The sequence below is a fragment of the Streptomyces sp. NPDC042364 genome, from assembly GCF_056437585.1.
Window position 1 is genome coordinate 214434 of the sequence record NZ_JBWKAJ010000005.1, and the last position, 21708, is coordinate 236141.

Sequence of the window (21708 nt, forward strand, 5' to 3'; positions counted from 1 at the left end):
GGCAAGCGAGCCATTTCACGGACCTTTTCGGTGAGATTTGCATCGAGTACGGTCACTAGTGATCGAGAACCGATCAATAAGTGCTTGAGATCCATACAAGTGCGGTCCGGAGTAGGCAGTTTCGCGCTGCGGAAACACCGCACCGGAGCCCGGAGGACGGGCCGACGCCCAAGTGGGCGGCCTGACCGGTACATCGGAGGAGGTCCCTACCACCTTCGGCCTCGCGAGGGGCGCACATTGCCATAAAGGGGCGTGCGTGATCAGCGGTGCCGACTACATTCGAGAACGCGGTGCACACCGGCTGGACGCGTGCGGGGCGACGGCCCGGCCGGGGCCGGACGGAAGGGCCCGCGATCAGGAACGGCGCAGACACGAGCAGGGTGAGGGGGCCGTATGGCGACGCAGGACGCACCGCCCCGCTGGGACCTCAGGATGCGACAGCGGCTGACGCACGGCGAGGCGGCCGCGCTCGGTGAGCTGTACGACCGGTTCGCTTCGCTCGTGCACGGTCTCGCCCACCGCGTCCTGGGAGACGAGCGGGCCGCCGACGGCATCACCCGCGAGGTGTTCGTGCAGGTCTGGGAGAACCCGGAGGCGTACGACCCCAAGCAGGGCCCCCTGCGCTCCTGGGTCGCCGCGCTCACCCACCGGCTGGCCGTGCAGCGGCTGCGCGCCACCGGGACCGCCGCGCTCGCCCGCGGCGGCGAGGGCAGCGCCGAGGAGCTGGAGCGCAAGGTCCACCAGGCGTCGGTCGCCGCCCGCGCGGACTACATAGTGCAGGCCATGCCGACGCCGCTGCGGGCCGCCCTCGAACTGGCGTACTTCCAGCGCCGCGACTACCGGCGGACCGCCGCCGACCTGGGCGTCACCGAGGACGAGGCGCGCCGCCGCCTCCGCCTCGGCCTCCAGCTGCTCGCCACCGCCCACGACACCCGCCCCTCCGGCACCCCGCCCGAACCCGGGGGCACGGCGTGAGCGACGGAACGAACGCCTCCGGCGCGTACGGGGAAGAGCCGGAGGACACGGTGGCGAGGCAGACCGGGCGGAAGGCGGACGACGAGACCGAGACCCCGAAGGCCCCGAAGGCCCGGGAGACCCGGGAGACCCGGGAGACCCGGGAGACCCGGGAGACCCGGAGGGGTCCGGAGCAGCCGGAGAACAACGAGGCGACGAGGGCGACCGCCGGGGAAGCCGAGGGGACGTGCGGCCCGCGGACCGGCGCCGACGGAACCGGCGGCACCGGCGGCACCGGCGGCGGCACGACGAGTGGCACCACGGCGAGTGGCACCACGGCGAGCGGCACCACGGCGAGCGGCGGCGGTGCTGGTGAAGCGGAGCGCGACGGCGGTGAGCCGGAGCGTGGCGCCTGTGGCCCGGACAGCGACCGGTGTGGTCGGGAGACCGACGGCAGCGGCGGCGGTGGGCCCGAGAGCGGTGCCGTCGCCCCTCGGGCCGGCGGCGGTGGGCCGGTCGCGTCCGGCGGGCGCCGTCAGCCCCGGAACGGCGACGCACCGGTCGGGCCGCCCCGGATACCGCTTCCGCGGGCCTCCGTGGAGGACACGGGACTGCCCCTGCCGGACCCCGCCCCGCGGCGAACACCCCCGTCGGCTCTCCCCCAGGAGCACCCGACGCCACCACGCGACGAGCCGGACTCGTCCCCCGAACCGTCATCGGCCACACCCCACGCCCCCTCGGCCTCCCCGGACTCCCCGGCCCCTCTCGTGCTGGAGCACCGGGTGCTGAAGGCGCTGCTCGGGGCGTGGGCCCTGGCCGTGTGCTCGGGCGAGGAGGCGGCGGCGGTGGAGGAGCATCTCGGGGTGTGCGGCGGCTGCGCGGACGAGGCGCGGCGGCTGCGGGAGGCCGTGGGTCTGCTGCACCCGCCGGAGAGCCTCGACCTCGACCCGTCGCTGCGCACCCGGGTCCTGCGCAGCTGTCTGGACCGCCGTGCGCCCCGCGTCCCCGTGCCCGGCTGGGCGGCGCCGTACGACGCTGAGACGGCCCGGCTGGACGCGTTGCTCCAGGACATCGACGAGGCCGACTGGCACGCGCCCGTACGGCTCCGCTGGTTCGAGGGCGAGGGCCCGGTGACCCGGCGTACGACCGTCGCCGGGGTCATCGCGCACCTGCTGACCGTCGACGGTCTCGTGGCGACCGCGCTGGGCCTGGCGGACCCCCTGGAGCGCCTGGCGGCGGCGTCGGACAGCCGTACTCCCGAGGCGCGCACCGAGGCGTGCTGGAAGGCCTCGCACGTCCCGCCCGGCCGTGCGATCCGCGGGCCGTGGCGGGAGCAGAGCCATGACATCGTCCGTACGACGTCGTTCCGGGGCGGCGGCCCCGAGGACGCCGACGGCTCCGCGGGCTCGGGACGGCTCGTCGTCTCGTACGGCGCGTTCGAGCTGCCGCTGCGGGACGCGATGCTCGACCGGGCGTTCGAGTGCTGGATCCATGCGGAGGACATCGCGGAGGCGGTGGACTACCCGTACACGGCGCCCTCCGGCCGTCATCTCCACGGGATGATCGACCTCGCGGCACGGATGCTGCCCCTGGTGCTGGCCGAGCGCCGGCGGACCGGCCTGGCGTCGCGGTCACCCGCGGCGGGCCGCCATCTCGTGCCCGTCGGCGCGCCCGGGCGCAGCCTCCGCCTGGAGATCGAGGGCTCCGGCGGCGGCGAGTGGCTGATCCCGCTGGACTCCCCCGGCGCGGTCGGCTCGGCCGAGCACGAGATCGCTCACGTCGCCCTCGACGGCGCCGAGTTCTGCCGGCTCGCCGCGGGCCACGTCGCGCCCGAGGAGGCCGCGGCCGGCCAGGTGGGCGACCGCGACGCCATCCGGGACGTCCTCTTCGCAGCGGCGTCCCTGAGCCGGATGTGACCGCGCCCGGCGCCCTCGGCCGGAGACCCTGCCCCGTCGCGCTGTCGTCCCGTCGCCCCGTCGCGCTGTCGTCCCGCGGCTCGTCGTCCTACGCGAAGACGACGGTCCGGCGTCCGTTCATCAGGATCCGGCGCTCGGCGTGCCACTTGACGGCCCGCGCCAGCGCCTGGCACTCCACGTCCCGCCCGACCGCGACGAGCTCCTCGGGGGTCACCCCGTGGCCGACCCGCTCGACCTCCTGCTCGATGATCGGCCCTTCGTCGAGGTCGGCGGTGACATAGTGCGCCGTCGCCCCGATCAGCTTCACACCCCGCGCGTGCGCCTGGTGGTACGGCTTCGCGCCCTTGAAGCTCGGCAGGAACGAGTGGTGGATGTTGATGATCCGCCCGCTGAGCTGCTTGCAGAGGTCGTCCGAGAGCACCTGCATGTACCGGGCGAGCACCACCAGCTCGACCTTCTCCTGCCGGACGATCTCCAGCAGCCGCGCCTCGGCCTCGGCCTTGGTGTCCTTGGTGACCGGGATGTGGTGGAAGGGGATGTCGTACGAGGCCACCAGCTCGGCGAAGTCCGTGTGGTTGGACACCACCGCCGCGATCTCGACCGGCAGGGCCCCGATCCGCGCCCGGAACAGCAGGTCGTTCAGGCAGTGCCCGAACTTGCTGACCATCAGGACGACGCGCATCTTCTCCTCGGCGCGGTTGATCTGCCAGTCCATGTGGAAGGAGTCGCCGATCGCCGCGAAGCTCGCCCGGAGCTTGTCCAGGCTCACCGGAGCCTCCGCCGAGAAGTGGACGCGCATGAAGAACAGACCCGTGTCATGGTCACCGAACTGCTGGCTGTCCTCGATGTTGCAGCCGGTCATGAAGAGGTAGCTCGACACGGCGTGCACGATTCCCTGCTTGTCGGGGCAGGAGAGGGTGAGCACGTACTGGTCGGCGGGCGCCGCGGTGCGGGTGGGCTGCGCGTTCATGCCCGACAGGGTCGCATACGGCGTACCCGTGTAGGCAATCGTCCCGGGTACCGGACCGCCCTGCCGGCTAGGCGGCCCTCGTCATGATCCGCAGTACCTCCAGCGTGCGCGGCGGGGTGTCCGGGTCCTCGCCGTCGCTCATCGACAGGCGCACATGGGCCTCGCGGGCAGCGCGGACCGCCTCGGGCCAGGCCGGGTGGTCGAGGTAGGCGGAGACGGGTGCGTCCGGCCCCACCTGGTGCATGATCCGCAGTACGCGCAGCACGGCGGTGTCGACGAGCGCCGCCTCCTGCGCGTCACGGAAGATCGCGCCCACGTACTTCTCGGCGGACCAGTTGTCCAGCCAGGTGTCCTCGACCAGGCGGTACACGGCGTCGGTGACGTCGCCGTATCCGTCGACGCCGGCCAGCCAGACGTCCCGCTGGAAGACCGGATCGGAGAGCATGTGCAGCGCGGAGCGCACATTGCTGCGCCAGCGCCACCAAGGCATGTCGTTCAGTGGCATGCCGCCCATGGTGGATGAGCGACGCCCACGACGGGAAGAGTTCTCCATACCTTGGACGGTCATCGCTCCCGCGTTCCTCTCTGCACTCCCTCGAAAATACGATCGTAGCTTCCCGTAATTCACCTCCCGGTCACCTCGCGTTGACCGATCGTCACGCCCGGGTTGGTCGTGTGACGGAATCGTGCGGAGCCATGACCGGCAGGCGACGCACCCCAGCAGACCGTCCCCCACTCATCCGCCCCGGCGGTTTCCGCCGTGTCGGGACGAAACGGGCCGGTTCCCTGAGAGTCGCCGCGCTGGCGCTGTGTGCGTCGCTCGCCACCGGGTGCGGGGTCGTCTCCGGCGTCGCGGGGGGTTCCGGGGACGGCCCCATCACCGTAATGACCTGGGCGCCGGAGAAGACCGCCGCCACCAACAAGCCCGGTATGCCGGCCATGGCCAAGGCATACGCCCGCTGGGTCAACGCACAGGGCGGGATCAACGGGCGTGAGCTGCGCATCCTCACCTGCAACGACCACAACGACACGGTGGGCGCCGCGAAGTGCGCCCGCCGCGCGGCCAAGGAGGACGCCGTCGCGGTCGTCGGCTCCTACAGCCAGCACGGCCGCTCCTTCCTCTCCCCGCTGGAGTCCGCCGGCATCCCCTACATCGGCGGTTACGGCGTCACCGACGACGAGTTCTCCAGCTCCCTGTCCTACCCGGTCAACGGCGGCCAGGCCGCGCTCATGGCCGGCCTCGGCGAGCAGCTCGCGAACACCTGCGGCCCGGTGGCCCTCGTACGCCCCGACTCCATAGCGGGGGACCAGCTTCCGCTGCTGCTGAACTCGGGGCTGCGCTCCGGGGGCCACCGCGGGGCCGAGGACCAGCTGGCCGTCGAGGACGCGAGCGAGTACTCGGACCACGCCCGGCAGGCGCTGCGGCGGGCCACCGGCGACCCGGCGAAGCCGGGGTGCGTGGTGCCCGCGCTCGGCGACCGCACCTCCACGTTCATGGACTCGTTCCGGCGTGACCGCAAGGACTACCCCGCCGTGCGCACCGCCTCCGTGCTCGGCAGCGTCGACCAGTCCCTCATCGACTCGACCGGCGGCAGGTCGGGACCGTACGAGGGGACGTACGTCACCGGCTGGTACCCGGTCGAGACCGACAAGCGCTGGGACCGGATGAAGAAGGTGATCCGGGAGCACGCCTTCGACGACAACCGGATCGACCCGGCGGACCCGGGCGTGCAGACCACCTGGATCGCGTACACCGTGCTGAGGTCCGTCATCGAGAAGATCGGCGACGGCGAGGTCACCTCCCTGGCGATCCGCAACGCCCTCGACAACGGTCTGAAGGTGACCACCGGCGGGCTGACCCCTCCGCTGACCTGGCGCTTCGAGGACCTGATCGCCGCCGCCGGCTTCCCCCGGCTGATCAATCCCGAGGTCACCTTCCAGGTCGTCCGCAAGGGCCGGCTGGTCGCCGCCCGGCAGGACTTCGTGAACGTGGAGCAGACCCTCGTCGACGCGCAGCTGTGACCCGCCGGCGGAGCCGATCCCCGAAGCTGCCTCCTAGAGCCGCCCCCTAGAGCTGCCCGGCCTGGCGCTGGGTCAGGCCGTACTCGGCGGCGATGCCGTTCCACAGCCGGGCGGCCTTGGTCTTCTCGGCGCTCGCCGTGGTGCTGGCCTGGTTGCCCGCCTGGGTCTCGCCGGTGGAGCGGGCCTGGCCCCTCTTGCAGAGCTTCCTCTTGCCGGCGACCTGGTCGGCCCACGCGGCGTAGTGGTTGTCGGCGGAGGCGGAGGCCTGCCACGCCTTGGTGAGCGCGGTGGTCAGGGCGGCGTTGTCCGGCAGCTTGTCGACGGACAGCTCGCCGAGCCGCGTGACGAGGCCGTTGCGCTGCTTGGCCGCGTTCCGCAGGTCCGTGGCGGCCTGCCCCAGGTTGGTGCAGGACCGGATGTTCGCGACCGCCTTGATCACGCTGTTGCGGCTGTCGCCGCTGTCCGCGAGCAGCTTGTCCAGCGCGACCGCCTGCTCCTTCGCCGGGTCGGCCGGCGCGGACGCCGACTTCTCGGCCGAGGGCTCGGACGCCGACACGGTCTTGCCGTCGCCCTGCCCCTGGTCGTCCTTGGCGCCCCCGGCCATCAGGGCGCCCGCGCCGATGCCGAGGACGGCGATCCCCACGCCCACGGCGGCGATCAGCGGCACCTTGGACCGCGTACGGCCCGCCGAGCCCCCGGCGTCGCGTCTCGCGGAGGCCCGCCCTCCGTGACCCCCGTGGCCGCCGTGACCCCCGTGGCCGCCATGACCGCCGGGGCCCTGCGGCGGCCGCGCGGCGTACGGCTGCTCGATCCTCGGCATCTGCTGCGTGGCCCCGGCCGGCCCGGCGCCCGCGGGCTCACTGCGGAAGAGGCTGTCGAACACATCCGGCTGCTGCTGCGGCGCGCCGTACCCCTGGGCCTGGGTCCGGTCCGGCGCCTGCTGCCGAGCGGCCACCGGCGGAATGTACTGGGTGGCCTCGGCGTCCGGGTTCCCCAGGGGCGCCCCGTGGCCCGCGCCGTTGTCCGGGCCCCGTCCCGGATACGTCGTCGCGTCGGCCGGTGTCTCCGGCGGCAGCGCGCCCGGACCCACGGGAGGCAGGTACTGGGTGGCGGCCTCCGGTGCCGCGGGCACCGGCGGTATGTACTGCGTCGCCGCCTCGTCACCGGGCATGGGGCCGGCCGACGGCACCGGCGGAAGGTACTGGGTGGCTCCCTCGTCGACCGGCGCGGCCGACGGCACCGGCGGAAGGTACTGGGTGGCTCCCTCGTCGACCGGCGCGGCCGACGGCACCGGCGCCCCGCCCGAGGCGAGGGAGACCTCTTCCGCGACCGGCGGCAGGGGCATCCCGGAGCCGCCTCCCGGGTACCCGTCGCCCCCGTACGCGGCCTGCGACGCCCCGTGGGGTCCGTACGCGCCCTGCGACGCCCCGTGGCCCCCGTACGCGCCCTGCGACGCCCCCTCGGGCGGCAGCGGCAGGCCGTGGCCCTGAGCACCCTGGTCGCCCCATTCGGGGGCGGGGGCGCCGCCCCAGGAGCCGGCAGGCGGCTGGTCCCGCACGCCGTGACCGCCGTGCCCCCACGGCCGGGCCGGCGGAGCGGGGGGCAGCGGTGCCGGGGGCAGCTCGCTCGGGTGGAGGGGTGCCCCACCGTCGGAGGGCAGCACGATGCCTTCGCGCGCGGGCCGCGCCGAGGGCTCCTCGCCCTGTCCACTCTGCGTCACCGGGACTCCTACGAATGGGGGACTTGCGGAATCGTCGCCTCACGCTACCGGTTCCCGGGAACCGCCTCAGCACCACCCGCATCCCACCCGGCGGCCAAGCCCCGGGGATTCCCCCATTCCTGCCATTCCCGAGCGGACGACGCCCCATTGAGGGGCATCGCCCCTTCGAGGGGGCGCGGGGAACCGCGCGCGACCGGCCCCCTTCGGCCGGAACTACGCCGCCTGGAGATCCATCCGCGCCCCGAACTCCCTGACCACCGCCTCCTCCCGGAACGGTTCCAGCCGCTGCTGGAGGTCCTCCAGATACTCGGCCCCCCGATTCGACCGCAGCGACCCGAGCAGTTCCACGGCTTTCATCCCCGTGTGGCACGCCTGCTCGACCTCCCGCTGCTGCACCTGCGCCGTGGCGAGCAGCACATAGCCGATCGCCCGCCGCCGGGCCCGCGACTCGGGATGCCCGGCCAGCGACTCCTCGGCCCGCCGCGCCGCCGCGTCCGCCTGCCCGAGGTCCCGGTGACAGTGCGCCAGCTCGTCGGCGAGATACGCCTCGTCGAAGTGCCTGATCCACGGCGGGTCGTCCCCGGAGGACGGGTCCGCCGCCTCCAGCGCCTCGACCGCCCGTCCGGCCGCCGCCTGCGCGGCGCGCGCGTCACCCATCAGCGCGTGCCCGCGCGCCTCCGCCGCGTGGAACATGCACTCCGCGCGCGGTGTGGCCCGCCCGCGCGCCCCTTCCTGCGCCGCGCGCGCCAACTGCGCGATCTCCCGCGGGTTCCCGAGCTGCGCCGCGAGGTGGCTCATGGACGCGGCGAGCACATAGCCGCCGTACGCGCGGTCGCCCGCGGCCTGGGCGAGACGAAGCGCCTGGATGTAGTACCGCTGGGCGAGCCCGGGCTGCCCGGTGTCGACGGCCATGTACCCGGCGAGTTCGGTCAGCCGGGCGACCGCGGCGAACAGCTCGCGGCCCACCGCCTCCCGGTACGAGCCGGCCAGCAGCCCCGAGACGACACTGTTCAGGTAGTGCACGACGACCGGCCGGACATGCCCGCTGCCGTACTGGTGGTCGAGGTCGACGAGCGCCTGGGTCATCGCGCTCACGGCCGCCACGTCGGCCGGCCCGACCCTGGGTCCCGCCGAGCGGGCCACCTGGGAGTCCGGTGCCGAGATCAGCCAGTCACGGCTGGGCTCGACGAGCGCCGAGGCGGCGACGGACGACCCCGACAGGAAGTCCCGCCGGCCCACGTCGCTGCGCCACAGCTCGCAGACCTGCTCGATGGCCCCGAGGACCGTCGGCGAGAACTGGAGCCCCACGCCGGACGCGAGGTTCTTGCCGTTGGCCATGCCGATCTCGTCGATCGTGACCGTACGGCCCAGCTTGCGGCCCAGCGCCTCGGCGATGATCGCGGGGGCCCGGCCCCGCGGCTGCTGTCCGCGCAGCCAGCGCGCGACGGACGTCTTGTCGTAGCGGAGATCGAGACCGTGCTCCGCGCCGCACATGTTGACCCGCCGGGCGAGCCCGGCGTTGGAGCAGCCCGCTTCCTGGATGAGCGCCTGCAGTCGTTCGTTCGGCTGCCTGGCGACGAGCGGCCTTGCGGCCATGGCGTACCCCCTGTGGCTGTGGTGCTTGCCCACGCACCGAGTTGACGTGTCCTCAGCGGCCGGCCCCCTTCGGGCACGCGGTCACACGGCCCGGTGCGCGCACCGAACACGCGTACCGAGATCGCGTACCCGCATATCGAAGGGATCCGGCCTCGAAGATCAATGCCCCACCGACATACCGAAGATGCGAGACATGCCAGGATTGCCGGGGTAAACACGGATGCTGTACCCCACACGTGGCTACCCGGCTCACTCGGTCGTCCCTCCCGCGCGCCCCCGGACGTGCACCCATGCGCCCCGGCCCAGTTGGCGATGCTCTCCCCCGCGCATGTGACATCCGTAACCACCGATGAGCGCTAGAGTTGTGTTCATCGTGGAAGAGACCATCGCGGGCCCTGAAGCTGCCCACATCCCGACGCAGCGTGGTGAAACGCTGCTGGACGCCGCCGTTCGATACGCCGAAGAACGCCACTGGGACGTGGTTCCCGGTACGTGGCTGGAAGCAGTCGACGGGGTGCAGCACTGCTCTTGTGGCAGCGCCGTGTGCGCGACCCCCGGCGCGCACCCGGCGCGTGAGGACTGGGCCACCCAGGCGACAGGCAGTGCGACCGTCGCGCGCCGTCTGTGGTCCAAGCAGCCGACCGCGTCGATCCTGCTGCCGACGGGGCGCGCGTTCGACACGATCGACGTTCCCGAGTCGGCCGGCCTGCTGGCGCTCGCCCGGATGGAGCGCATGGATCTCACGCTCGGTCCGGTGACCTGGACGCCGGACCGTCGGATGCACTTCTTCGTCCTGCCGGGCGCGTCGGTCAAACTTCCCGACCTCGTACGGAAGTTGGGGTGGTCCCCGCTGTCCCTGGACCTCAGGGCGCTGGGCGAGGGCGAGTACGTGGCGGCGCCGCCGACCCGGTACGGGTCGCGGGGGGCCGTGCAGTGGGCGCGTCGTCCCACCGCGGCGAACCGGTGGCTGCCGGACGCGGAGGAGCTGATCTCACCGCTCGCGTACGCGTGCGGGCGGGACGGACGCCGGTAGGCAAACGCTCTGGGTGGGGGCTGCTCGTCATCTCGCGGCGGCGGGTTGAACGTGGCGGTGCACGCAGTTCCCCGCGCCCCCGAAGAACCCGGGGCGCCTTCGACCGGAAGGAGCAACCGGCGTGAGCGATTCCGTCGCCGTACGTGTCCAGGGGCTGTGGAAGCGGTTCGGGGCCCAAGTGGCCGTCGCCGGAATCGACCTGGAGTTGCCGGCCGGACGGTTCATCGGGCTCGTCGGGCCGAACGGGGCCGGGAAGACGACCACCCTGTCGATGGTCACCGGGCTGCTGCGACCCGATCAGGGGTCCGTCGAGGTCGTGGGGCACGACGTGTGGCGGGACCCGGTGGAGGTGAAGGCCCGGATCGGGGTGCTGCCGGAGGGGCTGCGGCTCTTCGACCGGCTCACGGGCGCCGAACTCCTCTCCTACACCGGCCGGTTGCGTGGCCTGCCCGGCGCCGAGGTGGACAAGCGGGCCACCCAGCTCCTGGACGTACTGGACCTCGCGGGCGCCCGGCACAAGCTCGTCGTCGACTACTCGACCGGCATGCGGAAGAAGACCGGACTCGCCGCGGCTCTCCTCCACAACCCCGAAGTCCTCTTCCTGGACGAGCCGTTCGAGGGCGTCGACCCGGTCTCCGCGCACACCATCCGGGGCGTCCTGGAGCGGTACACCGCATCCGGCGCGACCGTCGTCTTCTCCTCCCACGTCATGGAACTCGTCGAGTCGCTGTGCGACTGGGTGGCCGTCATGGTTGCGGGCAGCATCCGCGCGCACGGACCGCTGGCCGAGGTGCGGGGTGCGGCGCCGTCGCTGCAGACGGCGTTCCTGGAGCTGGTGGGGGCGAGCGGGCGGGACACCGGGGCGGATCTGGACTGGCTGGGCGGCGGGACGGCGTCATGACGAGCGCGGCGAGCGGGGTGCGCACCGAATCCGTGACCTCCGTCGTCGTCCGTCTGAAGCTGTCGCTGCTGCGGAACGGCCTGCGGCAGTCGGCCGGGCGGCGGGCCGTGTACCTGGCGTCGGTGGTGTTCGCCCTGCTGTTCACGGCGCTCACGCTGATCGGGCTGGTCGCGTTGCGGGGCGAGGCGGACGCGGCGGCCGTGATCGTGCCGCTGGTGGCGGTGCTGGCGCTCGGCTGGGCGGTGATGCCGCTGTTCTTCCCGAGCGGTGACGAGACGCTGGACGCGACCCGGCTGGTGATGCTGCCGCTACGGCCACGACCACTCGTACGGGCGCTGCTGGCGGCCTCGCTGGTGGGCGTCGGGCCGCTGTTCACCCTGTGTGTGCTGGCCGGATCGGTGGTGGCGGTGGCCCGCGGGGCCACCGCGTACGTCGTCGCCGTGGCCGCCGTGCCACTGGCGCTCCTCGGCTGTGTGGCGCTCGCCAGGGCGGTGGCCGCCGCGAACATCCGGCTGCTCACCAGCCGCCGGGGCCGTGATCTGGCGGTGCTGAGCGGGCTGGTGATCGCGGTGGGCATCCAGGTCGTCAACTTCGGTGTCCAGCGCCTGAGTTCGTCTGGACTGAAGCCGCTCGAACCGGTCGCGGACGTGCTGGCCTGGGTGCCGCCGGCGTCGGCGATCGGCGCGGTGCACTCGGCGAGCGAGGGCGCCTACGGCTTCGCGACGACCCAACTGCTGCTTGCCGCGGTCGCCTTGGGGGCGCTGCTGCGGTGGTGGTCGAGGAGTCTGACGCGGCTGATGACCTCGCCGGACGGCTCGACCCTCCAGGCCGTCGACGCCGGTGCCGCGGGGCGGACGCGGTCCACCGGGCCGGTCCGGCTGCTGCCGCCGGGGCGTACCGGGACGGTCATGGAGCGAAGTCTGCGCTATGTGTGGCGGGACCCGAAGACGAAGGCGGCGTGGGTGACGTCGCTGGCCATCGGGCTGATCGTGCCCGTCTTCAACGCGCTCCAGGGCACCGGCACGGTCTACCTCGCGTGCTTCGCGGCGGGGATGCTCGGGATCCTCATGTACAACCAGTTCGGGCAGGACGGTTCGGCGTTCTGGACGGTCGCCGTGACGATCTCCTCCACGAGGGACGCCTACGGCGAACTCCGGGGCCGGGCACTGGCGTTGCTCGTCATCACCCTCCCGTACGCCACTGTCGTGACCGTCCTGACCACCGCGCTCCTCGGTGACTGGGATGCTCTGCCGGAGGTGCTCGGGCTGTCCTTCGCGCTGCTCGGCGCGATGCTCGCCGCGGGCGCCTGGTCCTCGGCCCGGTTCCCGTACTCCATCCCCCAGGAGGGCTACAAGAACGTCGCGCCGGGTCAGGCGGGCCTCGCGTGGATCTCCGTCTTCGGCGGCATGGTGGGCGCCGCGCTCCTCTGCCTGCCCGTCATCGCGCTCACCGTCTGGCTCCATGTGGCCGAGGGCGGAGGGGCCTGGGCCTGGGTGACGCTTCCGGTGGGTGCGGTCTACGGGGCGTGCGTGGCGGAGGCGGGCCTCCGCCTGGCCGCGCCCCGCACGGCACGGCGGCTGCCGGAGATCCTGGCGGCGGTGAGCAGGGGGTAGCGGTCGCCCGGCCCGTCAGAGGGTGGCGAACAGGGCGTCCAGGGGCTCGGGTACGCGGTCGGGGTCGAGGGCCTCGACGAGGACCCGCCCGTAGTGGATCTTGCGGCCCTTCTTGGTGCCGAAGAACCGGCGGAGTTGCTGCGGGGAGGGCCTGCCCTGCTGGGCCGGCTGGCGGAGGAAGGTCTGCAGGGGGCGCAGGTCGCCCTCCGCGCGGACGAGTTCGCGGACGCGGGTCACGCCCAGCGCGCGGACGAGTTCGTCCTCCAGGTCGGCCGCGCAGACGAAGAACCCCTCGGGCGCCGCGCCGGCGCGTTCCCAGCCGCGGGCGTAGTAGCCGCGCTCCCGCTCGTCGCACAGCCCGGTGAGGCGGAGGCCGAGGCCGGACGGGCCGAGGAGCCCGGCGAAGCGGCCGACGCTCATCGCGCCGCCCATCGGCAGGACGCAGACCCCTTCGGCCGCGAGGTCCCGCCCACGTCTTCCGGCGAGCGCGTCGACCGCCGCGACATCGCTCGGCCCTTCGAGCAGTACGACCGCACGCACGCCCACTGTCGCGGCCAGTTCCCGGGCCGGATCGCCCGGCCCCCCGGCCGCCCACCCGATGACCGCCTCACGGAACGCCCCCATGTCACCCATACGACGAGTCTCCGTCCTTCCCGTCCGCCGGGCCAGGAGTTTTCCCTCCGCGCCGAGCGAGCGCGGCCGGCGACGGACCCGGCCGGTGCTGCAGAGCGAGACTCGCGGTGGCGGCCGGGAACCGACCGCAGGCCCGGACACGGCGGCCTCGCCGACACCGCCACCGCCACCGGCACCGGCCGACACCGGCTGCCCGCAGCGCGGCGGTCGTCGTGGCGGGTGGGGCATCGGTGGGGCGGGGCACCACGGGGGCGTCCCCGGCCGGGCCCCGGCCCATCGAGCCGAGGCGGGCCCGCGGGCGGGCGCCCTCGGCCGTACGACGCGCATGGGCCCGGAGCGAGCCGCTCCGGGCCCATGCGAGCGGGGGACGGCTCACTCAGCCGGTGAAGCCGTCCAGGAACGGCTCGATCGCCGCGCGCCATGCGTCGGGCTGGTCGTAGTGGACCAGGTGGCCGGCGTCGGCGACCTCGGCGTACTGGCCGTGGGGCAGGACGCGGACCATCTCCTGGGCCTCGGCGCGGCCCAGCTCGCCGTCGAGCCCGCGGACGACGAGGGTGGGGCACCGGACCTGGGTGAGTTCCTCCCAGTGGGCGTCGTACACCCAGGTCTCACGGGTCTTCAGCATCTGCTCGGGGTCGAAGACCGGCCGCCAGCCGTCGGGGCCCTCACGCATGACCTCGGCGTAGAACTCGCCGCGCGAGGGGTTGGGGCGCTCCACCCAGGGATCGTCCTCACCGAACCACTTGCGGACGTCGGCGAGGGTCGCGAAGGGCAGCGGCCAGGCCTTGAACCAGTTCTCCCACTCGCGCTGCGAGGCGGCGCCCAGAGCCGACGCCCGCATGTCGCAGATGATCAGACCGCGCACCAGGTCCGGGCGCTTGGCGGCCAGTTGCCAGCCGGTGAGGGCGCCCATGGCGTGGCCGATGAGGACGACGGGGGCGAGGCCGAGCTGTTCGATCGCCGCCTCGGCGTCCTCCACATAGGCCTCACGGGTGTAGGCGGCCTGCTCCGGCTTCTCGCTGCGGCCGTGACCCCGCTGGTCCAGGGCGACGGCGCGGTGCCGCTCGGAGAGCCAGCGGGCGGTGGGCGCCCAGTGCGAGGCGCGGCCCATGAGGCCGTGCAGTAACAGCACCCCGGGCCGCGACTCGCTCCCGGGTTTCTCCTCCGCCCCCGGCCGCGTCCGTCCCCCGGTCATGTCCCCGGTCATGTCCCCGGGTATGTCCCCGGTCTTGGGCGGGTCCCCGAACTCCCAGGCGGCGAGACTCACGCCGCCCGTTCCGGTCACGTCGATGCGCCGCGTCATTGGCACCCCCCACACTCCCGCTCGGACCGCTCGCTTCCCGGCTCTCGCCGCGCTTCGAACCGGCCGGTCCATTCGTCCTGACCGCTGTCGTACCGCTGTCGTGCTGCTCCTGCTGATCGCGCCGTGGTGCGCGCCGCTCGAACGGCACGCACCTGTTGTTACAGCGTGCGTATCGATCGGCACGTTACGTATGGGATGCGTGGGCCGGTCCGGGACGGCGGCTCGACGCGGCGCCACGCCGTACACGTTATCGAATACACATTCGAAGATGTCGTTCCTGGCGACAACACCCCTCGTTCGAGTGACCTCCCGCGAGGATTGCCCGGCGCCGGTGCGGGGAGATCTTCAACGGGAGGCGGACCGCTCGGGGAAATCGGTCCGAAGGGGATGACCCTGAGAGCTCGGGGCTCCGGGTCAGCACAGGGGAGGACAGGCCCCGGCGCCGCATGGCGCCGGGGCCCTCCTCACGTCCACGGCACATCCGCCCCGCCCCCTCCTCCGCCACCGCGAGATCGCCGTCTCGGGCGGCCAAGAGCCCCTCAGGTCATATGCCTCACGGGCCAGCCTCGCACGCGAACGGTCCGCGCGCTGCGATTCGGCGCAGTGAATCCCGGACTTCGGAGCAGTGACTCTCGGACTTCGGCGAGCGGCCGGAGAACGGTCGAGGTGGCGGGCGGGACGCGCGGGCGGACGCGACGGCGAAAGCTCAGCGCTTGGCGACGAACACGTGCGAGGCGACGTCCGCCGCGAGTTCCGCGGCCTCACCGCCGCTGCCCACGAGGACCCCGCCGGCCGCCTCCGTCACACTCACCACGGAGCCGGGCTGCACTCCCGCGCGCCGCAGCGTGTACATCAGCTGCGCGTCCGTCTGGATGGGCTCGCCGATCCGGCGCACGACGACCGTCTTGCCCTCGATGCCCGGGGCGAGGTCCGCGAGGGACACCATGCCCTCGTCGAGGAACGGGTCCGCGCCGTCCTTCTCGCCCAGCTCCTCCAGGCCCGGGATCGGGTTGCCGTACGGCGACTCCGTGGGGTGCCGGAGCAGTTCGAGCACCCGGCGCTCCACGGCCTCGCTCATCACGTGCTCCCAGCGGCAGGCCTCCGCGTGGACCTGCTCCCACTCCAGGCCGATCACGTCGACGAGCAGACACTCCGCGAGGCGGTGCTTGCGCATCACCCGCGTCGCGAGACGACGACCCTCCTCGGTGAGCTCCAGGTGCCGGTCCGCCGCGACCGAGACCAGGCCGTCGCGCTCCATCCGCGCGACCGTCTGGCTGACCGTCGGGCCGCTCTGGTCGAGACGCTCGGCGATCCGGGCACGCATGGGGACCACACCTTCCTCTTCCAGCTCGAGGATGGTGCGGAGATACATCTCCGTCGTGTCGATCAGTCCGGACATACGTGCCCCTCGATGAGATTCAGCGGCTTCGCTGCGCTGGCCCTGGACTCAATTCTTACGCATCCCACTGACAACCGTGCCGTCGCTGCCGTTTCTTCACGGGGCGGCCCGCGCTCGGACCCCGGCACCGGGCACCAAAGGCTCGTGCGTCGGGTGCCGCCGTATTGACACCCCACTGGTCCAGACCTCTAACGTGATCCGCAGGTCGGACGGAGCGGAGGGGTGCGGGCATGGCGGACGGCACTGCGGCGGCACGGCGTTTTCTGGACGCGGCCATCGGGCTGGTGGAACGCGTACGGGACGAGGAGGCCGACTCCCTCGCGGACGCCGGGAGACTCGTCGCGGACACCGTCGTCGACGGCGGCCGCCTCTTCGCGTTCGGCGCCGGGCACTCCTCGCTCGCCGCACAGGACCTCGTCTACCGGGCCGGCGGCCTCGCGTTGATGAACCTGCTGGCCGTTCCCGGCGCCGTCGGTGTCGACGTGATGCCCGCGACGCTGGGCTCCGCGCTGGAACGGGTCGACGGACTGGCGACCGCCGTCCTCGACAGCAGCCCCCTGCGCGCCGGCGACCTCCTGATCGTCATCTCCCTGTCCGGGCGCAACGCCCTCCCCGTCGAGATGGCCCGGCACGCCCGCGAACTCGGCGTGAAGGTCATCGGCGTCACCTCCGTCGCGTACGCCACGGCGACGACTTCACGCCACTCCTCGGGCACCTTCCTCAAGGACCACTGCGACCTCGTCCTCGACTCCAAGATCGCCGTCGGCGACGCGGAACTCACCCACGACGCCGTGCCCGCCCCCTTCGCCCCGGCCTCCACCGTGGTCACCTCGGCCCTCCTCCAGGCGGTCATGGCCACCGCCGCCGCCGACCTCGCCGACCGGGGCGTGCAGCCCCCGCTGCTGCGGTCCGGGAACGTCGACGGCGGCCTCGACTGGAACGACCACGTCTTCCGGGAGTACGGCGACCGCATCTTCTACCTGCGCTGACACCGCCCCGCCCGGCGACACCGGCGAACCCCCTCCGGGGTGTGGGGCGGAGATACGCGGGAACGGTGAGAAGGAGATCCGGCGTACAACGATTTCGTCCAAATCTTGCGTGAACCAGATGTGGGCTGGGTCACGTTCGAGTTGAATGATGACGAGTGAGCGAACCGACGCGCCGTACGTGCGGACGCAACGCAGCCTGCAGGGGGTTCAGGTGAGTGCTTCCCGGCGTGGTGGGGCCACCGACGCACTGGGGCCCGACGAGCCCGAACGGAACGGTCCGAGGAACGACCGGAACGACAGCAACGGCCGGGGCGGACGGACCGACCGGACCGACGACACGGATCACAGCGGTCACCGCGAAGACGGCGGCGACCTCGACGACATGGACGACATCGACACGGAGGACGCCATGGACTCCGTGGATCCCGGTGGCGCGGACCTCCTCGCCGCCCTCCTCGACGGCATGGACGCGGCCCTGTGCGCCTTCGACGCCGACGGTGTCGTCACCCACTGGAACCGCGAGGCCGAACGCATCCTCGGCTGGAGCGCCGAGGAAGCCGTCGGACGGCACGGCTTCGCCGGCTGGGCCGTACGGACCGCCGACGCCGAGGAGGTCGAGACGCGGCTGATGGCCGCCATGGACGCCTCCGGACGGCAGGTCCACGAGTTCGCCCTCGTCACCAAGGACGGCGGACGGGTCCTGGTCCGGACCCAGTCCGCCGCCGTACGCGGCCCCGACGGCAAACCCGCCGGGCTGTACTGCGCCTTCAGCGAGGTCCACGCCCAGATCGACCTCGAACGGTCCATCGCGCTCAGCGAGGCGCTCTTCGAGGACGCCTCATGGGGAGTCGTCCTCGTCGACGCCGACCTGCGGCCCGCCGTCGTCAACGCCCACGCCGCCCGCTCCCTCGGCATCGGCCGCACCACCGTCCTCGGGCGGCCGCTGGGCGAACTCCTCAGCCAGGGCGTCGAGGAACTGGAGAGCGCCCTCACCCACGTCCTCGCCGAAGGGGCGCCGCCCGCGCCCGCCGAGATCTGGGTCGGCGTCCGCACCCCCGACGGGGAGAAGCGCCGCTGCTGGCGCAGCGGCTTCCTCCGCCTCGCCTCACCCCTCGCCGAGGAACCCGTCCCCCTCGGCGTCGGCTGGCTCTTCCAGGACGTCACCGAGGCCAAACAGGTCGAACAGGAGGCCGCCCTCCTCCGCTTCCGCGCCAACCAGCTCCACCGGGCCGCACGCGCCGCCGCCGAGTGCGAGGACCCCGGCGAGGCCGCCACCGTCCACCTCGACTACGCCCTCGCCGGCTTCGCCGACCACGCCCTCATCGACCGGGTCGCGGGGCCCCCGCCGGCCGACGACGGGCCCGTACGGCTCGTCCGCGCCGCCGCCACCCCCTCCGGCCCGCCCGGTCCCAGCCACCTCGCCGGCCACGCCGGCATCCCCGTCCGCTACGACCAGGGCCACCCCGCCCTGCAATGCGTGGAGCGGGCCGGTTCGGTACGCGCCAGCGCCGGGTCCGCCGCCCCGGAGGCCGCCCGCGACTGGGCCACCGCCCGCCAGTGGCCGCCGGAGACCGTCCACGCCCTCTGCGCCGTCCTGCGCAGCCGCGGCCGCACCCTCGGCGTCGTCACCTTCCTCCGCGGCGCCGGACGCACCCCGTTCGAACGCACCGACTCCCTCTACGCGGAGGACGTCGCCGTGCACATCGCGGCGGCGCTGGACCTGGAGGCGATGGGGAAGGCAGCCCGCTGAGGGTCGTCCCGTGATTCCAGGTGGATCGGCGCGCGGCGTCGGCGTCGCGCGCCCGCCGGGGATCACCGGACAACCCTCAGCGCCGCCACGCCCAGTGCAGACGGTCCAGCCCGCTCTGGTTGTTGACCTTCAGGCCGAGGCGGGTGCCCGTGCCCTGGAGGGTGGTCAGGGAGTACGTGTCACCGTTGCGCAGACCCGGCCAGTAGACCGAGCCCAGGCCCAGCTCCCGGATGGTGTCGGTCGCGGCCTGGATGTACGCGACCTCGTTGGAGCCGTTGACCGGGCCGTTGTAGTCCAGGCCGGTCGTCATGGAGGCGCCGAACTCGTCGAGGATCGTGCGCGAGGCACACGTGCCGATGCGCTCCTTGAAGTCCGCCTTCCACCGGTCGACGCCGGTCCAGTCGGTGTGCCAGAAGCCGTAGTTGTGCAGCGCGATCCGCGTGCCGTCCAGCCGGCGGTCGGCGCACACCGGCTTGACGTCCTCGCTGTACTTGATGCCGCCGATCAGGATGCGGTCGCGCGGCACGGAGCGGTGCGTCCGCACCCAGCGGACGGCGACGTCGCGCCACTCCTGCGAGGTGTAGCCGAACGGCTCGTTCATCGGCTCGAAGTACACCTTCGGGTTGCCCGCGTAGGAGGCGGTGATCCGCGCCCACATACGGCCCCAGGCGGCCTGGTCGTCGATCCTGCCGTCCTTGGCGTCGTCGGCCTCCCAGTACCCGAGGATGACCTTGAAGCCCTTGGCGGTGGCGGCGTCGATCGCGCCCCGGTACGACTTCCAGAACGGGCCGTTCACGGAGGCCGGGTTGACCGGCAGCCGGACCGTGTTGGCGCCGAGCTTCGAGAACCCGCCGATGATCGCCCTGGACTTGGCGTAGGTGGTGGCATAGCCGTCGGACGTGGACAGGCCGGAGGGCACCACCGCGTCGTCGGCGTAGTTGTCGCGCGGATCAGCCCAGTTGACGCCCTTGAAGGCACTCACCGGAAGGGCGGCCGTGGCGGTGGACGAGCCGGAAGCGGAAGCGGCGGACGCGGGGGCGGCGATGGCCCCGGCGAACACCGTGGCACCGGCCAGCAACGCTCCCAGACAAGCGGTCCCCCGATGGTTCTTTCGTGACACGACATCCCTTTCTGGGCGGTTGCGTCCGCGAAACCTCGACAGCAGGTCGGCGGCTCTCCGGCTCCCGCAACGTAGAAGAGACTTCAAACAGAGGTCAACACATCAGCACACCAAATTTCATCAAGAACACAGGGTCATCGGCCGCCCCCGAGCCCGCCAACGGCACCCGGATGCCCTCCTCCGCCCGCACGTCCCGCAACCGCGCCGCCGACCGGGCGGCCACGCCGGGCCGGAGGGGCATGGCGGTCAGGGGCGAAGGAAGCCCGGCGAACTTCTCCCGGAAAATCACTTGAGCACCGGCGGGCCCCTTCTTAAGGTGTGCGGTACACGAGAAGGGAGGTGGTTCGGCAGATGTATGACAACCGGACGCGTGAGGTGGCTGCGGGCTAGCGGCCCGGCACCACGCCACAGTGCGGTGCCGGACCAGCGCGTGCTCGCACGCGCAGCCGGCCCAATCTCAAGCAGTCACCCGACCCGCAGGCTCGCCGGTACGTCCGGCCGGCTTTCTCTTCCTTGGGAAGAGGGACCTGAGCCTGCGGGTCGTCTGCGTTTGCAGGGGGCGGAGTATCCTGTCGGCATGGTTCTGATGCTTGTTCGACGCCGGCACGTGGATTTCGTGCGCGTCACGAGCATGGGCTGTCGGCGTTCCGCCTGAGATCGGCCCCGTCGACCTTTGCCTTCCGCGCTTTTCTGCCCTTCTCCGTTTGGCACCCGTGGCCGCGCCCCACCCTTGGCGGTGGCCCGGGCTCCCGTACACCCTGCGGACGTGTCTCATGATGTATCAGCAGCTCCCCATCATCGATCTTTCGGCGGCCGATCGCGGGCCCGAGGCGCGGCAGCTGTTGCACGCGCAGTTGCACAGTGCGGCACATGACGTCGGGTTCTTCCAGCTCGTCGGGCACGGGGTCGGGCAGGGCGAGATCGAGCGGCTGACCAGGGTGATGCGCGAGTTCTTCGCGTTGCCCGAGCAGGAGCGGCTGGCCATCGACAACGTGCGGTCGCCGCATTTCCGGGGGTACACCCGGACCGGGGACGAGCGGACCGGCGGGCGTCGGGACTGGCGGGATCAGCTGGACGTGGGGGCCGAGCGGGCGGCTCGGGTGCCGGGGGACGGGGAGCCCGCGTACTGGTGGTTGCAGGGGCCCAACCAGTGGCCCGCGGCGCTGCCCGAGCTGCGGGAGGTCGCGCTCGGGTGGATCGACCGGCTGAGCGGGGTCGCCGACCGGTTGCTGCGGGAGCTGCTGGTGTCGATCGGCGCTCCGGCGGACTTCTACGCGCCGGTCTTCGGGGAGTGGGCGCATCCGCATCTGAAGCTGGTGCGGTATCCGGGAAGTGCCGGGGACGGGGCCGATCAGGGGGTGGGGGCCCACAAGGACTACGGGTTCCTGACCCTGCTGCTCCAGGACCAGGTGGGCGGGTTGCAGGTGGAGCGGGAGGACGGGCTGTTCCACGACGTGCCGCCGATCCCGGGGGCTTTCGTGGTGAACCTCGGGGAGCTGCTGGAGGTGGCCACCGACGGGTATCTGGTGGCGACCCATCACCGGGTGGTGAGCCCGCCGGGGGCGACCGAGCGGTTCTCGGTGCCGTTCTTCTACAACCCCCGGCTGGACGCGCGGATAGAGCCGCTGGTCTTCCCGTATGCGTCGGCCGCGCCGGGGATCACGGATGATCCGGCGAATCCGCTGTTCGCGGAGTACGGGTTCAATGAGCTGAAGGGGAAGCTGCGGGCGCATCCGCTGGTCGCGGAGCGGCATCACGCGGGGCTGCTGAGCCCCGCGTGACCGGGACA

Annotated in this window: 17 protein-coding genes; 9 read left to right on the forward strand and 8 right to left on the reverse strand. The window is 72.6% G+C overall.

Features of this window, described 5'->3' with window-relative positions:
• Positions 1-393: 393 nt before the first annotated feature.
• Together AC067N_RS12775 and AC067N_RS12780 are read left to right on the forward strand one after the other, a co-directional pair.
• Positions 394-975 (forward strand): sigma-70 family RNA polymerase sigma factor, encoded by a 582-nt coding sequence (locus AC067N_RS12775; protein WP_478678906.1) that lies wholly within the window; start codon positions 394-396, stop codon positions 973-975.
• Positions 976-1529: 554 nt separating this feature from the next.
• Complete coding sequence (locus AC067N_RS12780) at positions 1530-2870, forward strand: zf-HC2 domain-containing protein (protein WP_478679124.1); 1341 nt, start codon at positions 1530-1532, stop codon at positions 2868-2870.
• 88 nt (positions 2871-2958) lie between these two features.
• On the opposite strand, the gene purU is transcribed toward AC067N_RS12780, so the two are convergent.
• The gene (gene purU, locus AC067N_RS12785; RefSeq protein WP_478678907.1) at positions 2959-3840 is read right to left on the reverse strand and encodes a formyltetrahydrofolate deformylase; all 882 of its coding nucleotides are present in this window, start codon (positions 3838-3840) and stop codon (positions 2959-2961) included.
• Between the two features lie 67 nt (positions 3841-3907).
• A complete protein-coding gene (locus AC067N_RS12790) occupies positions 3908-4408 on the reverse strand; it encodes an SCO4402 family protein (protein ID WP_478678908.1) in 501 nt (166 codons plus the stop codon).
• Positions 4409-4536: 128 nt separating this feature from the next.
• Between AC067N_RS12790 and AC067N_RS12795 the strand changes: the two genes are divergently transcribed.
• Entirely contained in the window at positions 4537-5862 is a 1326-nt protein-coding gene (locus tag AC067N_RS12795) for an ABC transporter substrate-binding protein (protein WP_478678909.1), read from the forward strand.
• A gap of 46 nt (positions 5863-5908) precedes the next feature.
• On the opposite strand, the gene AC067N_RS12800 is transcribed toward AC067N_RS12795, so the two are convergent.
• Entirely contained in the window at positions 5909-7582 is a 1674-nt protein-coding gene (locus tag AC067N_RS12800) for a hypothetical protein (protein ID WP_478678910.1), read from the reverse strand.
• A gap of 213 nt (positions 7583-7795) precedes the next feature.
• On the reverse strand, positions 7796-9178 hold the full coding sequence (locus tag AC067N_RS12805) for a transcriptional regulator (RefSeq protein WP_478678911.1): 1383 nt from the start codon (positions 9176-9178) through the stop codon (positions 7796-7798).
• A 349-nt stretch (positions 9179-9527) separates the two neighbouring features.
• Between AC067N_RS12805 and AC067N_RS12810 the strand changes: the two genes are divergently transcribed.
• From AC067N_RS12810 to AC067N_RS12820, 3 genes are all read left to right on the forward strand, one after another.
• A complete protein-coding gene (locus AC067N_RS12810; protein WP_478678912.1) occupies positions 9528-10211 on the forward strand; it encodes a bifunctional DNA primase/polymerase in 684 nt (227 codons plus the stop codon).
• Between the two features lie 121 nt (positions 10212-10332).
• The gene (locus AC067N_RS12815; protein ID WP_478678913.1) at positions 10333-11112 is read left to right on the forward strand and encodes an ABC transporter ATP-binding protein; all 780 of its coding nucleotides are present in this window, start codon (positions 10333-10335) and stop codon (positions 11110-11112) included.
• Entirely contained in the window at positions 11109-12725 is a 1617-nt protein-coding gene (locus tag AC067N_RS12820) for a transporter (RefSeq protein WP_478678914.1), read from the forward strand. Before AC067N_RS12815 ends, AC067N_RS12820 begins: the two co-directional genes overlap by 4 nt.
• A 15-nt stretch (positions 12726-12740) precedes the next feature.
• On the opposite strand, the gene AC067N_RS12825 is transcribed toward AC067N_RS12820, so the two are convergent.
• The 3 genes from AC067N_RS12825 to AC067N_RS12835 all read right to left on the reverse strand — a co-directional run bounded on the left by AC067N_RS12825 (position 12741) and on the right by AC067N_RS12835 (position 16060).
• Positions 12741-13358 (reverse strand): TOPRIM nucleotidyl transferase/hydrolase domain-containing protein, encoded by a 618-nt coding sequence (locus tag AC067N_RS12825; protein ID WP_478678915.1) that lies wholly within the window; start codon positions 13356-13358, stop codon positions 12741-12743.
• A gap of 376 nt (positions 13359-13734) precedes the next feature.
• Positions 13735-14661, reverse strand: coding sequence for an alpha/beta fold hydrolase (locus tag AC067N_RS12830; RefSeq protein ID WP_478678916.1), 927 nt, complete (start codon positions 14659-14661; stop codon positions 13735-13737).
• Between the two features lie 706 nt (positions 14662-15367).
• Positions 15368-16060 (reverse strand): iron-dependent transcriptional repressor DtxR, encoded by a 693-nt coding sequence (locus AC067N_RS12835; RefSeq protein WP_478678917.1) that lies wholly within the window; start codon positions 16058-16060, stop codon positions 15368-15370.
• 230 nt (positions 16061-16290) lie between these two features.
• Between AC067N_RS12835 and AC067N_RS12840 the strand changes: the two genes are divergently transcribed.
• Complete coding sequence (locus tag AC067N_RS12840) at positions 16291-17049, forward strand: SIS domain-containing protein (protein WP_478678918.1); 759 nt, start codon at positions 16291-16293, stop codon at positions 17047-17049.
• A gap of 211 nt (positions 17050-17260) precedes the next feature.
• Positions 17261-18799, forward strand: coding sequence for a PAS domain-containing protein (locus AC067N_RS12845; protein ID WP_478678919.1), 1539 nt, complete (start codon positions 17261-17263; stop codon positions 18797-18799).
• Between the two features lie 76 nt (positions 18800-18875).
• Here the strand turns inward: AC067N_RS12845 and AC067N_RS12850 are convergent, their stop codons facing one another.
• Positions 18876-19919 carry a glycoside hydrolase family 5 protein gene (locus AC067N_RS12850; protein ID WP_478678920.1) on the reverse strand — a complete coding sequence of 348 codons (1044 nt, stop codon included), beginning with the start codon at positions 19917-19919 and terminating at the stop codon, positions 18876-18878.
• 773 nt (positions 19920-20692) lie between these two features.
• Here AC067N_RS12850 and AC067N_RS12855 point away from each other — a divergent pair.
• On the forward strand, positions 20693-21700 hold the full coding sequence (locus AC067N_RS12855; RefSeq protein ID WP_478678921.1) for an isopenicillin N synthase family dioxygenase: 1008 nt from the start codon (positions 20693-20695) through the stop codon (positions 21698-21700).
• The last annotated feature ends 8 nt before the right edge of the window (positions 21701-21708 follow it).